Source organism: Methylobacter tundripaludum (assembly GCF_002934365.1).
Taxonomy (GTDB): Bacteria; Pseudomonadota; Gammaproteobacteria; order Methylococcales; family Methylomonadaceae; genus Methylobacter_A; species Methylobacter_A tundripaludum_A.
The window spans coordinates 205,440-222,280 of sequence record NZ_PTIY01000004.1 but is presented as its reverse complement, the minus strand read 5'-3'; the positions used below and the strand labels follow the sequence as shown (position 1 = coordinate 222,280).

8 protein-coding genes are annotated in these 16,841 nt (G+C 50.3%); 6 read left to right on the top strand and 2 right to left on the bottom strand.

Translation table 11 applies throughout. From position 1 onward, the window contains the following. Nucleotides 1–4 precede the first annotated feature (4 nt). From B0F88_RS06835 to B0F88_RS06820, 4 genes are all read left to right on the top strand, one after another. Entirely contained in the window at nucleotides 5–1,411 is a 1,407-nt protein-coding gene (locus B0F88_RS06835) for a hypothetical protein (protein ID WP_104423191.1), read from the top strand. Nucleotides 1,412–1,424: 13 nt separating this feature from the next. Continuing rightward, nucleotides 1,425–9,362, top strand: coding sequence for a hypothetical protein (locus tag B0F88_RS06830; RefSeq protein ID WP_104423190.1), 7,938 nt, complete (start codon nucleotides 1,425–1,427; stop codon nucleotides 9,360–9,362). A gap of 410 nt (nucleotides 9,363–9,772) precedes the next feature. Beyond that, the gene (locus B0F88_RS06825) at nucleotides 9,773–10,111 is read left to right on the top strand and encodes a histidine triad nucleotide-binding protein (RefSeq protein WP_104423189.1); all 339 of its coding nucleotides are present in this window, start codon (nucleotides 9,773–9,775) and stop codon (nucleotides 10,109–10,111) included. A gap of 20 nt (nucleotides 10,112–10,131) precedes the next feature. Then, nucleotides 10,132–10,590 (top strand): cupin domain-containing protein, encoded by a 459-nt coding sequence (locus B0F88_RS06820; RefSeq protein WP_104423188.1) that lies wholly within the window; start codon nucleotides 10,132–10,134, stop codon nucleotides 10,588–10,590. Between the two features lie 126 nt (nucleotides 10,591–10,716). Here B0F88_RS06820 and B0F88_RS06815 read toward each other — a convergent pair whose 3' ends face one another. Beyond that, on the bottom strand, nucleotides 10,717–11,313 hold the full coding sequence (locus tag B0F88_RS06815; protein WP_104423187.1) for an exosortase system-associated protein, TIGR04073 family: 597 nt from the start codon (nucleotides 11,311–11,313) through the stop codon (nucleotides 10,717–10,719). Nucleotides 11,314–11,365: 52 nt separating this feature from the next. Further along, nucleotides 11,366–13,648 (bottom strand): Tex family protein, encoded by a 2,283-nt coding sequence (locus B0F88_RS06810; RefSeq protein WP_104423186.1) that lies wholly within the window; start codon nucleotides 13,646–13,648, stop codon nucleotides 11,366–11,368. 193 nt (nucleotides 13,649–13,841) lie between these two features. On the opposite strand from B0F88_RS06810, the gene B0F88_RS06805 reads away from it, so the two are divergent. Further along, entirely contained in the window at nucleotides 13,842–15,005 is a 1,164-nt protein-coding gene (locus B0F88_RS06805; RefSeq protein ID WP_104423185.1) for a Fic family protein, read from the top strand. Nucleotides 15,006–15,509: 504 nt separating this feature from the next. Further along, the gene (locus B0F88_RS06795; RefSeq protein ID WP_104423183.1) at nucleotides 15,510–16,808 is read left to right on the top strand and encodes a hypothetical protein; all 1,299 of its coding nucleotides are present in this window, start codon (nucleotides 15,510–15,512) and stop codon (nucleotides 16,806–16,808) included. The last annotated feature ends 33 nt before the right edge of the window (nucleotides 16,809–16,841 follow it).

Genomic DNA, 16,841 nt, shown 5'->3' with positions numbered 1-16,841 from the left:
AGACATGCCACGCTGCAAAGTTATTATTTGGAATGTTGAGTGTTTTGGGAATTTTAATAATCTCAAGAAAGGGCCACTGGGCAGTAACCGCATTCAGGGGACATTATGGGCCATTGCCCAGGTGATTCTTGCATACCAAGCAGATGTCGTTGTCATGCAGGAGTTTCGAGCTGCTGGCGCTGTTTTTTTACCGGGGCTGCAAACATATTTGGACGCGGGAGTTCCAGGTACTACTTGGAACTTTGATTATTTGCCCGGTTCGATTAGGGATACCGTAGCGCCCGCATTAAATGCAGTAACAAACATTGCTGACCTGGATTATATCTCTACTGGGAACTCCGAAGGTTATGCGGTTTTTTGGAAAGGAACCATTCCATTATTACCGTTTATTTCTCCAGTGCCAAGCCCTGATGTCAAGATGTCCCATGGCATGAATGGTGTGCCTGCAAATCAAGGCTATATCAATCTGATCACTGAAAGTCATGCATACACAGAAGTTGACAACGCGCCACTGCCGATTCAACTGATTAATCCTCCAGTACCGCCGAATATTCCTGCCGGTTTTCCAAAACCTAACTCCGATGTGGTCGGTATGACGAGTACAAAAAGAACACGATCCCATGCAAGCGTCACCTACCGCCGTGAAATACTCCAATGGAAGGATGTAAGGCGGCCTTGCATCATCAAGATAAGTGCAACAACTAGCTCAACAGGATTTATTCCCATCATTGCACATCATGGGCCAAACGGAGGAATGGCGCCACTCTATAGTGTGATTGCCGCGTCGCTTTCCCCATATTTTTTTGGCGATGGCGGTGCCGGTGCCGTATTGCCTGTAATCTACGGCGGTGATTTGAATACAACAACCCAAAATGAATTGTATTGGTCAGAACAAAACCTTAATTGGTTTAATCTGGCAAGTGCAACTGGAACATATTCAACCGCTCCCAATACAAACCTGATCAGGTATGGTTTTACACGATCCCAAACCCAGTACGAATATCCGGCTTATGCTGCGGGAGTAGGGTTAATCACCACTGGTAATAATTATGAGTCGCCGAGAGATATTTTATATCACCGCGATCTGACTAATGTTACCCCCACAGGTGTTATTGACGTACTCGCTGATTTACAAAATGCAGTCTCAGGCCTGTCCATTGCGCTTTTTACCCCCCCAGTAGTTGCTAACCCTTTGCTCACATCTCTCAACCAGATACTTGCAGACCAAGTAGCAGGCATAAATTCAGGCTACTGGCTGCCGGACGCGATTAAAAATGATGCGGCTGTACTCGCCAATCTTTCGGTACCGTTCACTGCTGCAGGCGCTTGCCCTAATATCTTAACTGCCGCCATTCTCTACCGATGTTTTATCACGGATCATCTTCCGCTCGCTATAGAGTTTGATATTTAAGAGAGACATGTAAATGAGCAATGACTTGAAATCAAAAATTACAGATTCTCTTTCATCAGGCACTACTATTGACTGGGATTATAAAACGATTGCTGCCGAGCAGAACATTGCGGGGGCTGTATTCCCGGTAACTGTCAAAATTGGGCTGGAGGTGGATTCTCCCTATTTATTATCTGGCGTTTTCAGCGGCCAGTCACTGCTTGCATTGATCCCTCCAAGCCTGTTGCCGTTGGGTAGCATTACACTGGATTCCGTTGTTTTCGATTTGTTTACCGCTAATGAAACCATTGGTGGTATCCATGGCTATTTGTCGCTGGGAGCGGGTGGCACCGGCTTAACGTGGAATATAGCGACAGTTGGCACAAACGAATTTGCGGTAAATCTGTCTGGACTGTCTGTTTCCTGGATTACACCTCAAAATCCAGCCGCTTCGTTTTTAACGGTTTCTGCGTTTGGTTTCGTTAAAATCGGCGCGTTTAATTTGGAAGTTGTTGTCAGCTTTCCTGAGGCTGAAGTGCAGATATTTCAGCCGCCTTCAGAAAACCTTAACCTGGGTGCTTTTTTTAGCCATTTCGGGCTTACTTCGGTCGAGTTCTTGGATAGCCTGGTGCTCGAGAACTTCAATCTTGTTGTCGATGGAAGTAGCAAGTCAGTCGAGCTTTTTGCAGATATTGAGGTCGTGCAGACGGCATCTGCAAGTTCTGGAGAAAATGCTTTAACTTTGATTCGGGGTGTAGATAGTTCTCCTGCTGTTCTAGGCATTGCAGGACTGGCGGTTCAGTTCTCTGCGGCTGGTGGTGCTGTCAATGCAAGTCTGCTGGGTGAATTATTGTGTTTGGGCAAATTGGCATTGAGTGCAAAAGTTGCCATCGACACCGGTACGGGCACCTGGACGTTTGATGGTTATTTGGATATTCAGAAAACCTGGAATAATCTAAATCCCGGTGTAAAACCACCCAAAACGTATTCGATCACCTTGCCCTACCTTGCTGATATTTTTGTATCAGGCGCCTCCTCATATATTCCTTCCGCACTCAATGATTTTTCCATAGCGGCTTTATCTGTCGACTACACCTACGTTAAAGGCGGCGATAACAGTGCTTATGCTTTTAATGGCGTGTTCGACGGAAACTGGACGCTGGACAGTGCGGGCGAAATATCAGCAGAATTGCAAATCACCTTGGGCAGCAGCCAAAACAAGGTCTCTGCCGATTTTGAAATGGACGGCTTTGAATTTACTTTAAGCTGCGACCTTACAAAAACCACGAAAGAGATATCGGCCTCCATATCCGATGAGATCGACGGCCAGCAACTGGCTGCGAGCGGGACTTACACTGACAATGCCGCCGCATCACCGCCCAATAAAACAGCCACTTTCACTATTACCAGCCTGCCAAGCCTTGGCGCACTGATGGCCTGGTTCGTAGCAAAGGTAACGGATAATCCATTTTTCATACTGCCCGCCCCTTGGTTTGGCCTTCTGAACGATATCAGCTTTGATAGCGTATTAAGTGATGTGACATTTGAAATTGAAATTGTCCCTCCGCACGATGCTATCACCAATACGCAAAAGATCGTCTCCTGCACCCTAACACCATCCAACACAATCTTTGGTGTTACGATTACAGGTATCACACTAAAATATGATTCAGCGCAGAAAGCTCAAGGAAATAGTGGTCTCTCTTTTGCAATAGCTTACTCAGGCACTATCCCCTTCCTCACACAGAACCCAATTTCATGGGATCCTGTAAACGAGCAACCGCCCGCCGTTCCAGGCAAAGGCGCATCCATTATCGACATCGAGCTGCTTGCCCTGGGACAGCATATTGAATTTAACGACAATCCAACGCCTGCCTGGCCATCAACTTATACGGTTCCGCCAACCACCGTGGAGCAGGCTGTTGCAGACCTTGGATACGCCATAAGCCAACTGAGCGGCACATCATCTCCCGCGATGGCATTTGCAAAAGACGGCGGCTGGCTTGTCGGCGCCTATGCCAAATTCCTCGGCCAGGCCGACGTGCAGTTTATCTTTGACGATCCCCGGATGTACGGCCTGATGGTGAACGTTGCAACAGGTAAAAATGCAACGCTTAACAAACTGGCAGGGCTTTACGCCGAGATACTTTACCGCAAGGTGAGCGAGACGGTAGGCGAATATGAGGGCTTTCTGACGCTGCCGACCAAGATCCGCACAATGCAGTTCGGTAACGCCTTTGTCACGTTGCCTTCTATATCGGTGTCGATTTACACGAACGGGGATTTTTCTTTCAACATAGGCTTTCCCTACAACCTTGATTTCTCCCATTCCTTTTCCGTTACCGCCGATAGCTTTACCGGGGCTGGCGGTTTCTACTTTGCCAAATTGAACGGCCTGCATCCAAAAGCCTTGCCCGATGCAACCAATGGCAACTTTAATCCCATTACCGAGATTGGCGTAGGACTGCGCGTGGGCAGAGGAATAGCCTTTCATAAAGGCCCGCTCAGCGCTTCCGCCAGCATTGTCCTGGAGGCGCTCTTTCAGGGTATCTTTGCCAAATTCACGCCGAGCATCGGCGGTGAAGACTATGAATATTACGACATTTGCGCCGCAGTCGAGATAGTGGGGCATATCCAGGGGTCAATTAATTTCGCCATCATTCAAGCATCGCTCAATGTGACTGCATTTATACGTGCCGATGCGACGTTGATCGCCTACCAACCCTGCCATGTTTCAGTCACCGCATCCATTGATGTTGCTATTACGGTCAGTATCGATCTTGGTCTATTTACCATCCATATTCACTGCCATTTCTCGACCACCTTCCATACACAGGCAACGCTGAGTAGTTTACAGCAGGGTTCGGCACCCTGGATTGTTGTGCACCATCAACCGTCGCCACCCCGCCTGCCTGAGATGGCATTTTTGATGGAAAGTCTCCCTGCGGCTCCGGCGGCGCTTCTGTCGCTGAAAAATCACGCAGCTCCGATGGCGCCTCCGCCACGGGTGACTTGGCAGCCGCTTACTGCATCGTCTTCAAAGGCGCTGAATATTGACATCCTTCCGCAGCCGACCTCCACCGGCACCGGCGACTGGTACTATGTATGCCAGTTTGCGATGAACCTCGAAGAAGCCGGTAACGATTCATACCAGAACTTTGTTGAAGGCTTGCTCGTGTGGGCGCTTTACGCCACAACCAACCCAGCCTCCCCATCGGCCTATAGTGACGTTGTCGGCACAGGTAGCGGCACGAGCACCCCAATAACCCTCGCCAATATCAAGGCCTTTACCAAGGCGCTTAACAACAAGCCAATCACTGCGGCTAACCCATATAACTACAGTTCCGTTGCCCCCACTTTAGCGGATGTGCAGGCGCTTTTTTATCAGGCAACCGCGAATACTGCGTTGTTTGATATCACGATTAAAGAACCGGCTGCCCCATCCTCAGGGTCTCAGTATAAAGCGGTTTTTTTCCCCATCCTGCCCGGCACAACCGTTACGCTAACATCCAGCAAAGAGCTGACCCAAACTGCGCCTACCCCCGAACCCGTTCCACCGGCCGCAGACATAATAACCAATCAACAAAATATATTTATCGAGTTCATTATGCTGACCGTTAGCAATGCAATGGACAAGGCCGAAGAACTCGGTGTTTTTGCCAGCGATGGAACCTCAACCATATATGATGTCATTACGGCGCTAGAGGCAAAGCCATCCGGCACTCCAACACCTCAGCCGTATTATGATTCCATCGCCGGCCTTACGACCCGATTCATGCTTCATGGAACGAGGTATAACGGCGAAGCGCTTTACGTTGCCACGGGGCAACAAATGCCGATCACTTTTAATGTGCCTTCAGGATCAAAAGCCAACCCGTCTGCTACAACACCCGCGCTGTCGATCAGCATGAATGTAAATTGCCCGGATGCCGCTTCGTGGGGTACGACTTTTAGCCCTCTATTTATGTGCAGCAGCACTGCCGCCAATTCAAGTCTTATACGGCAACCATCGGATTTTGTTGGAACAGGCGCCCCTACTCTTGATACGGCCGAGTTTGCAAGCTCAGGTTTAATGCCTTTGGCTCACCCACCTGAAAACAAGCAATATCAGTTGAAGGTGGGAATAGATACCGGCGCAAGTTCGAGCCTATGGCACTTTCCTGTCTCTTTGATTAATGGCCTTTCCTCTGGCAGTGTGCTTCCGGCAAATTGCAGTTTAAATGCGGCGACGATTAACCTCCAAACCGGTGTTGTTGACGGCACGGGAACAGCGCCATCTGCGCCTGCAAATTGCTATGTCACTACAGTTGAATTCAAGATAAAGAAGATTCCGCTGCCGACGGCAAAAGGCCAAAAGATAGCTTACCTGAAAAACACTTACCAGCTCGGCCAAGTCAACCCTCTAGGGCTGGTGCGTCTGGAGCGGCTTATTAATGATATTGCCACGGCCAATCCTATATACAATCTTCAGCTTAGTTATGTTAGCAACGGAGAAGCAGTTCTTACTACGATAGGTGGAGATGTTTTATTTATCTTGCAGAGCGACTTCTCGACAGAGATCAGTTCAACAGTACCCGCAAATAACACGTCGCCCGATTTTGTTTATAAATTATGGACAGGAGGGGTAACCAACACGGGGGGGGATTACCTTTACTGGGATGGTGTGCCCGATACGTTGTTTGACACAAACGGTGTGGCCGAAATAAGCCTGGTAGTCACTTTAACTGGGATTACGGCATATACCACAGGTGTATTGCTAAGTGAACCGACGAGCACCTATAGCGGCGCAAACAAAACAAGTAACCTCTATATTGAAGACTCAGGCGAGCAGGTAGTTCGCGCCTACTTTGATCCAGGCAAGGTTCCCATGAGGGTGACCAGAAATGTTCCTGCGCCGCAAAATCCTGTTCCTTTTGCAAGTACGCTTAACCACACTTACAATCTCCTTAACGCGAGCTTTGGAGGTGTCGCTACCACTATAAGCCCGAAGAATAAATCCAAAACGGACATAAATACCTGGTACTACGACCACGTCTTTTCCCCCGTAACGCCATTTGTGCCGGACGGGTCCGGCACACCGCCAACAAGTATGAATCCTTATCAGGATATAGTGAGCCAAACGGTTCCTACGTTTACGCTTATACCTGTAGACCTTTTTGGTAATGAATGGTCGGCGATAACGCCTGCAACGGTGCCAACAGGGGCTATGCTCTACACAGACCCCGTTATAAGCCTTAAGCAGTTACCCTATCTGCACATTGATTATTCATTCGATGCGCAAGGTAACATTGATTTAAATTTCGACTTTGATTTCGAAGGATACGGTAGTGAGGCTGGGCAGGCACCATTGGCTCATCAGAAGGCAGATCTTTGGGCATACGCAAAAGCCATTTACCAGCTTTCCGATCCTGCGACTACTGCAACGGTTAGCACATCGTTTGCAACAAACGTGGACAGCAATAAAGTTAAGTCGGGTATCCAGACAAATCTTGGTGCGATCTACAAAGCACTGGATACCAATGCTCCACTATCTACCCCATTAAGTCCAGTGGCTGTTGTCGTCACAGCAGCCAGCATTAACCCAAACACTTACTTTGCCCTTAATGTAAATCTCACCCTTGAGCGCACGCAATATGTAGATCCTGCTTTTTCGGTCGATCCAAGGATCACATCATCCGTTATGACTGCGTCGCCGCACTCGCTGGTTAATAAAGGTACCGATACAAGTCCCAATTATCAAAATGACCTTAAACCCTTTGCAACAGCTTTTGAGACCGCTTACGCAACAGAGAATATGAAGATAGCCGTAGGGGCGATCGACAGGAAAGGCGCAGCTCCCAATGCCCACCAAGTCTGGGTGGTGAGGTATGGAGCCTCCGGTGATATTGATATATCTTTTGTAACGACGGGTAGCACACCCGTTTATTATTGTTATTCGCCCAAGCCGCTATCTAATAAGCTACTGTCAAGAGCCAATATTCCTGTCGCTACGGTAAGTGGTGGTGTAACCACCCCATCAACAGCTACCGCCACTAATGTGGACCTTGATGCCGAGATGCAAGCCTTCCTTAAAGCCTTGGATACCATGTTCACGCCAGAGATGATGACGCCTGCCGCGATTATTAATCCTGGAGCTATTTCTAAGCTGGCCGGGCACAAAAAAACAATAGTTAGTAACTTGATAAACTACGTTACCTATTCTCCCGGTTCTGGCAGCGGAATTAAGGCAGCGTTAGCAGCGGCTCGAGAGATGTACAGGCAGGAGTGCCTTAAGGAACTTGGTAATTTCTACAAGATGGACGCAGTCGCCGTTTTGGAAACAAGTGCCAATAGCGGTTTTACCAGTACTATAAATTTCCTGGGCACACCTGTTCCGTCTAAGGTGACTAAAGCGGAGGCAACTCTTACAACAGGAAAAGCAGCCGTGCCTATTAGTAATGGGCAGTCATATATGGCCCTTGGTATTTTTCCGAAACAATTAAGCAAACATAGTACCTACACGGCTGATCTGTCTTTTAAATTGACCGCCTTGGAGCATGACATTGAGCAGATAACAATAAATGAGGACGGTTCCAGTGCCATATATAATGCAGGCTCCTGGTTTAAGTTCGTAAATGAGCCCGATCCAATCGATATTGGGTCCATTGCGGTTCCCATGCCTCTAAGGGCTTTCCCCACTCCGCCTAGGTTAGGCAGGCTCTATGCCGACGACCTGGCAAACGTAGATAAGCCGGTTACAGACCAAAATGAAGAAATGATGTATGCCAAGGCCTGGAGCCTTAATGGCGAGTATTCCCACAGCTATGTAGCCCAGGACAGCCTTGGCTTGGAAGTTAGTATCAATAAGGGCATATCGGATCAGTCTGAACCGCAACCAGTAACGCCCCCATCATCACCGGACCTTCTTGACGCTCTTGTCCAGTTCAGGACGGTGTATCCGTCACTTAAGGGTACGCTCGATACCCTAAGTACAACTCAAAGCCCGAGCAAAGGACAATCACCTTTATCCGATGCTATCGAGCACTTTGCAAAGCTGGTTAAGCATGTTGCCAATTATTCATGGCCTACTGCTGGCGGGGCGACTCCCGCTGTAAATTATCTTAAAAGTTCTTTTAAGGTAACTGAAAAAGCAGACAAGACTTCTGGTGATTGGACTGTTACGGTTGAATCTACAGACAGTTCGAACAGTTTGGGCTTTGTACCCCAACTTAAAATATCAGGGTACACCTCAAGTGTTGATGGAACCCCAGCTGACTCGACTCAAAGTGTGACCTACATTTATTCTCCCGACAGTGAAGTCACAACAAATTCGCCGGAAAGCATAGAAGAGCGTACTGTCGTTGTAGCACCTGCACAATCGCTTATTCCGAGCTGGCCTTTCGCTAAATCCGCCACAAATATCCCCTTTAATATCCTTACCCATCAAGACGGCATTATAGCCATGAAGGTTATGCGCAACATGAGCCTTGCTCAGGAGTTTCATTACGAAACATCTGAAGTTTCCTATAAGAGCATTCTTTATCCACTGCTTGTTACCGATGCTCCGATAGATATTGGAGCGCTTTCCGGCACAGGAGATAGTAGTCTTACCGGTCGGCTTACAAACCTTTTTAATGCGCTTTTGATGGACTATTCGACTGACGCTAAGCAGACCATTGGCCAGTTTCAGGTCGTAGTTACATTTAATTATCTATCCAACAGTAGTTCAGCGTTTGCTATTAAACCTGTCAGTGTCCCGGTAATGATGAGGGTGCCGACAGACTTTACTAATGACAGCTATATAGGCGATATGGAGAGCGCTATAACTTCATGGATCACTGCTAATTATGGCAGTTTTAGTAACTTGACAAATAATAGCAATTTGATCGACGCCTATTTCAATTTCGATATTTCGCTTTTTTCAGGCAGTTCGAAATCGGGCAATCCCATTTTAAGGATTCAAAAAGCACAGCTAAAATGTAGTGATATGTAAAGGAAGCCATCGACGACTGCCTTGATAAAGTGAAATCTGCGTTCAAGGAACAAGTAAAAACACTTTTAAACCCAAAATTCCAGCTATTTGAAAAATCCACAGGCGTGACCGCGTGAGGTATAGCTTGATTTTATATTGGATATACAGATGGTTCTCCTACTCCCGTTTCAGGCTGCTGCGCTTTCGTTTCCTTATACGCAATGGTCGATGCCCCCCTGAAACGGGTTTCCAGCACTGGGTAGTCTGTCTTCCGTATCATGCCGCTCCCGCTACTCCGGGAATCAACCAGTGCTACTTCCGTCCCTCTAACTTAAAAAATACAGCACCTTCTCACTGAACGAAAAGAAGCGTATATTCCAAAGCCGACAGTTTTGACCGACCAGGTCGCTCATACAAAAAGGTAAAAAATAATGACTGATTGTTTATTTTGCAAAATGGTTGCCGGTGTGATTAAACCGGATGTGGTTTTTGAAGATGATAATATTCTGGCTTTCAGGGATATTCATCCCCAGGCTCCGGTGCATATCCTGATTATCCCCAAGCGCCACTTTGCAACCTTGAATGACCTGGACGACAGCCTGCTCGCAGGTCAAATATTACAAACGGCAACAACGCTGGCTAAACAGGAAGGCTTATCCGAAGAAGGCTACAGAACCGTATTTAACTGCAACAGGAAAGGCGGGCAGGACGTTTATCACCTGCACTTGCATTTGCTGGGCGGCCGGCAAATGACTTGGCCTCCGGGTTAATTGAAGAGAGCGGTTTTTATATGAACCTCAAAACGCAGTTAATATTGTTGCTGACGCTATGCTGCCCGCTTGCAGCATCGGCCCTGGATGAAAATCCAACCATAAAAGTTACCCAACTGCTCAAAACGACCACCAGTTGGGACGGCAAACAAATCATCTATCCCAAAGGCCAAGGCGAAGTCACGGCACTGACTGTTGAGATTGCGCCGGAAGGCGAGACCGGATGGCACGAACACCCGGTGCCTTCGTTTGGCTACATCATGGAAGGCGAGCTGGAATTAAGGCTCGCCACCGGCGAGGTTAAGTTCCTTCATGCCGGCGACGTTCTGCCTGAATCTGTAGGCGTACTGCACAATGGCCGCAACACGGGCGAAGAGCCGCTGAAGATTTTGGTGTTTTACACCGGCGAAGTCGGCGCCAAGCTTAGTGTTGCGCACCCGGAGTTTGTTCCTCCGGCAACGCCTGATTCGGAAAAGTAATGCGGTAACGACAGGCGAACGGGGTTTTGGAACGTTCAGCTGCGGTTTTCAAGATAAAGAATGACAGCGCATAAAAAAGCCCGGCAGGTTTCCACCTCCGGGCTTTTTTATTTTAAGCAACGATGCTTATTTCGTCATTTTATCCTTGAACAAGGCATCCCGTTTCCTGTTGTCTTCTTCCATGCGGTACTGAGCCGAACGATCAACCGGCGCTGCAACGGGAGGCGCCGCGACAACCGGCGCTACGCTGGGCGCTTGAACGGCAGGACGCTCTGTTTCCTTGGTTTCGTCCAGCCGGAATACCGGCCCGTAAGTCGTGTCCACATCAAAATTTTCCCAGATATACCGAGGGTGCGCGATGGGCTTGGTAGGAAGGGGAATGGTGACCAAATCGGCAATGCCTACGCCTATGCGCCCGCCGGTGTGAACCAGCCCTTTAAACAACCCGCCGACAACGCCATAAAAAATATTGCTTTTATTGGTCGTGTTAATGATGTTTTTGGGAATTTCCAGCACACCGGTGGTCAGGTTGGCAAAGGCGTTCAGCGCCTTGTTGCCAACCTTGTCGCCATAACTTTGCTGTTGCGGCTTATCCGCCCGACTGACGGGGGCATGGCTCGTATCACCATAACCCTGCTGCATATCGGCCTGACTCATCGGCGCATAAACAATCGATAGGCTAACGAAAAGAAAACAAACAAAAAAACGACCGAATTTACGCATATCAAATCCTGTTGGTGTGTTAATACTGAAAGTCAGTATAGCAGAGCTGCAATTATTTACTGATCCGCGCCTTGGCAAAGGCGCGGGCCATTGAGCCTTGCACCGGCGCCTGTTGTTTCGGTTTGTGCGCCGCCTGCTTTTGATTGTTTCGCTCGGGTCTGGCTTCGCTCGCCTCAGGATTGGTTTTCATCGATAACGAAATGCGCTTGCGCTCGACATCAACTTCCAGCACCGTCACCTTGACCATTTCGCCGGTTTTAACCGCATCCCTCGGATCTTTGACGAAGCTATCGGACAAATGCGAGATATGCACCAGCCCGTCCTGATGGACGCCGATGTCGACAAACGCACCGAAGTTGGCGACGTTGGTGACCACGCCGTCCAGTCTCATGCCGACTTCAAGATCGGTAATCTTCTCGATGCCTGCCTTGAACTCGACGCTTTTGAATTCCGGTCTCGGGTCTCGGCCGGGCTTTTCCAGCTCCTGCAAGATGTCGGTCACCGTCGGCAAGCCGAAATGCTCATTAGTGTAATTGGCAGGATTCAGACCGCGTAGAAACTGGCTCTGACCGATCAGGTCGCGGATGGATTTTCCGGTGTCTCCGATGATCGCTTCAACCACAGGATAAGCTTCGGGATGCACAGAAGAGGCATCCAGCGGGTTGTCGCCGTTCATGATGCGCAGGAACCCTGCCGCCTGCTCGTAAGCCTTGTCGCCCAATCGCGGCACTTTTTTCAACTGCTTGCGGTTGGCGAATGGGCCGTTTTCATTGCGGAACGCGACGATATTCTCACTGATGCTGGCGGACAGGCCGGAGACCTGTTTAAGCAGGGCCACCGATGCGGTATTCACGTCCACGCCGACCGCGTTTACGCAATCCTCGACCACGGTATCAAGCCCCTTGGCCAACTGCACCTGATTCACATCGTGCTGGTACTGGCCCACACCGATCGATTTCGGGTCGATCTTGACCAGTTCCGCCAGCGGGTCCTGCAAGCGTCTGGCGATCGAAACCGCACCACGCAAGGACACGTCCAGCTCGGGAAATTCCTTGGCGGCCAGTTCGGACGCCGAATAAACCGACGCCCCCGCTTCCGATACGGTGATCTTGGTGAATTTGAGTTCGCTGTGCCGCTTCATCACATCGGCCACCAACTGGTCGGTTTCCCGGGAACCCGTGCCGTTGCCGATGCTGACCAGATCGACCTTATGCTTTTGGATCAGCTTTGCCAATGTGTCTATCGCCCCGTCCCAGTCCTTGCGCGGCGGGTGCGGATAAATAGTGTCCGTCGCCAGCAGCTTGCCGGTGGGATCGACCACTGCAACCTTGACGCCGGTGCGTATGCCGGGGTCCAGGCCCATCGTCGCTTTAGGGCCTGCCGGTGCGGCCAGCAGCAAGTCTCTTAAATTGCTGGCGAAAACCCGGATCGCTTCAAGTTCGGCGGCTTCGCGCAGCCTCAGTTTCAAGTCCAGGTCGATGCGGGTGTACAGCTTGATTTTCCAGGCGAACCGCGCGGTTTCCGCCAGCCAGGCGTCGGCAGGTTTTGAGCTGTCGGTAATGTTCAAGCGACGGGCGACAAACTGGGCGCAAAGATCGTGCTCCATTTTATCGTCAGCGCCGGGTTTAAGCGTCAGATTCAACAAGTCCTCATTGCGTCCGCGAAACAACGCCAAAGCCCGGTGCGACGGGATCTTGTTGATGGCTTCCTCGTAATCGAAATAATCCTTGAACTTCGCCGCTTCCTGTTCCTTTCCGGTCACAACCGTGGCATGAACAATGCCTTTTTGCCAGATGCGCTCACGCAGTTCGGCCAACAGTTCGGCATCCTCGGAAATGCGCTCCATGATGATTTGCCGTGCGCCATCCAATGCGGCGGCGGCATCGGGTACACCTTTTTCGGCATCGATATAACCTGCGGCGACTTGCTCGGGAATCAGGCTGCGGTCGTCCAACAACGCATCGGCCAGCGGCTCAAGACCTGCTTCGCGGGCAATCTGCGCTTTAGTGCGGCGCTTGGGCTTGTAGGGCAAATACAAATCTTCCAGCAGCGTTTTGGTGTCGGCATCGATAATGGCTTTTTCCAGTTCCGGCGTCAGCTTGCCTTGAGAGCTGATGCTATCCAGAATGGTTTGGCGCCGCGCGTTCAATTCGCGCAAATAGCCCAAACGCTCTTCCAGCAACCTTAATTGGGTATCATCCAGGCCGCCGGTCACTTCCTTCCGGTAGCGGGAAATAAATGGGACGGTCGCACCCTCGTCCAGCAGGTTGACAGCGGCGCTGACTTGTTTGACGTTAACGGCTAATTCTTCGGCAATGCGTTGGATTACATCCATTTTTTGAGTTCTTGTGCAGTTTAAGATGGACGCATTGTAGCAGCAAGGCATGGAGTTGGAGAAAAGTCTTTATCTTATGTCCGAGCTGTTGCGGAGATTGGATATTTGTTACACCGCATTTAATGCGGAGAATAGACTTGCCTTTGCGGAGATAACACAACACAATATCCGCACTTAATGCGGAGTAACTGGCATGACAACCTACATCTGGCAACACCCCGACTGGCCCAACCGGCGCTACGACATGACGCGATTGGCGACGCCGCTGGCGACGGTTCGACATGTCCAAGGCCGCCTATTGGGCCGCATGGAATCGCTGGGCTTCTCGCTACGGGATGAAGCCTGGCTGCAAACATTGACCCAAGATGTGGTCAAAACCAGCGAGATCGAAGGCGAACGGCTGGATGCTGAACAGGTGCGTTCATCAATTGCCCGACACCTGGGCTTGGACATCGGCGCTTTAGCGCCCTTGGATCGCCACGTCGAAGGCATTGTCGAGGTGATGCTTGACGCCACTCAGCGCTATGCCGTTCCGCTGACTGCCGAACGCCTGTTTGCCTGGCACGGGGCCTTGTTTCCGACCGGGCGTAGCGGTTTGGCGCAGATTCGGGTAGCCGCATGGCGTGATGATGCGGGCGGGCCGATGCAAGTCATCTCAGGCTCCGTCATCAATCCATGCGGCCGCGAAAAAGTGCATTACACCGCACCACCGGCAAATCGGTTGGCAGCGGAAATGACGATATTTCTGGATTGGTTCGAACAGCCGGGCGAACTCGATCCGGTGCTCAAGGCGGGATTGGCGCATCTATGGTTTGTCACCCTGCACCCGTTCGATGACGGCAATGGCCGCATCGCCCGCGCCATCGGCGACATGGCACTGGCGAGGTCGGAACAGAGCCAACAGCGCTTCTACAGCCTCTCGGCGCAGATTCAGCAGGAGCGGACAGACTACTACAACGTGCTCGAACGCAGCCAAAAAAGCGATCTGGACGTAACCGAGTGGCTGCTGTGGTTCCTCGCGTGCCTGCAACGCGCCATCGCCCGAGCCGACGAAACACTGTCAGCCGTACTGGCAAAAGCCAAATTCTGGGAACGTTTTGCCAGCGCGCCAATGAACGAGCGTCAGATCAAGGTACTCAACCGACTGCTGGACGGCTTCGAAGGTAAGCTGACCACATCCAAGTGGGCCAAGCTGGCGAAGTGCTCTCAGGACACCGCCTACCGCGATATTCTCAGCCTTATCGAGCTAGACGCGTTGGTAAAAGCGGACGGCGGAGGGCGTAGTACAAGCTATGAATTGGCGCTGGCAAAGCAAGTCAAGCTCATTTACCATTGCCTCCCTACGCTAACCGAGTAGGCCGGAATAAGGCCATCCAAGCGCGTAGCGCGAGGTGGCGTTTCCGGCGAATTTGGATGGAGTTTGCCGGAAACGCCAGTTCTCGCTGTTGCTCGAACCGGCTTATTCCGGCCTACCTGGCTGGCTTACAACATCACTCTGATCGAGGCAGCCAATACGCAAGCCAGGAATACCGAGGGCACTTGGGGATAATGAAGATGCAACAAAGTATGAGGTGTAGGTTGGGCAAACAGCCTTATCGTTTGCCCAACAGTGACCACGCGATAATGTTGGCCAGAAAAGCGTTGCCCAACCTTATATCTACCCGGCTCACTCTCACTATATTCCTCAATACCGGATAGTTTATTTGCCCGCAACTGTCACATCCATGTCACTTACATGAAATCCGGAATAATGATATTGTCCTACGCCGTAGGTTAGGCGTTATACAAGCAATCAGGTAATGCCCCGATCAACATCATCTGGATTCCAACACATGCCACTAATATTTTTGGAGAAAAACACATGAGCAGTTATGACCCATGGCAAACAACTTTTTATTTTTCGCTTTTGTCTAATGCCGTTTCAGGACAATTTTTGACGATCAAGTTGGGAGATAGAATAGATTTCCCCGCATTGTTAAAGGAAGCGGCCGCGGAGGCGCAAGCAACCCTCACAACGCAACTAAAACAGGACTTTGCCGGCGCTATTCTTGAAAATAATACAGCTAACCCGCCACCTCTGGGAGCCAACGATTGGACGACTGTGTGGGGTCCCCAGGTTTTTGTGATTCCTCCTGAGTTTCACAGCATCAATTGGCTTACCCACAGCGTAAAATGCAATGCGACCAACGCTATGGCCGTTGTATTTAGTCCATCATTGCAGCGTTACATCGTTGCTATCGCCGCAACCAACTTCGTCTCAGCCTACGATTGGCTTATAGAGGACTTTAATGTCAAATCTGTAGTCGCCTGGGAAGGCGCATTGCAAGCGTGGGCGGGCAATAAAAACGCCACATCTCCGAGCTCAAAAATCCCTTGCATATCCAGCGCCACCAACACCGGGATAACCAATCTTTTAGCGATGACCGACACAGTCATTACCCATCAATCGCTAATAGACTTCTTGGCCTCTGTCGATTCGTCTGGCTGCACCCTGACTTTCACCGGCCATTCATTGGCAGGCGCGTTGTCGCCCACTTTAGCCATGGCGGCTTTTGATCCGACCGCCGGCTTGCTGAAAAACTCCACATGGACAGTAGAGCAAGCTCAAGCATATCCAACTGCCGGAGCGACGCCCGGCAATGGCCCATTCGCTCAGCTGTTTAATGGTGCAGGATTTGGGGGAAGCAACGGCACTCAGCCTTGGCAGTTGTGGAACACCGATCTTTACAATTATTTAGACATTGTGCCACGCGCCTGGAATAAGGAACTGCTGACAGCACTGCCGCCGATTTATAAGGCTTACTACGACGATTTGACCGTGTTAGATGCCACAATCAAGGTGGCGCTGGCTGATGCCGCCCTAGGTGAATTGGTCGCAGGCCCTTACACATCAATCAATAGAGCCGGCCTCAATGGCGAAACGTCCGCCGATGCCGCTAACGAATTCGCTTATCAGTATACGGTGACTATTGACAATAACATGAGTGCGGCAACTGCAACTGAGCTGATGACGCTACCGCAAGCCGCGCAAAGCACTCAATCCCCAACCGACAAAACTGACATCAGTTGGCCGAGTCAATTGCTATTCCAACATACCAAGGCTTATTCCGAGTTGATTCTAGGCGAGGGGCCGACGCCAAGTAAAAGCGGAAACGGATAAGCCGAATCTAAACGTGATCAGGCTTGCACAAAG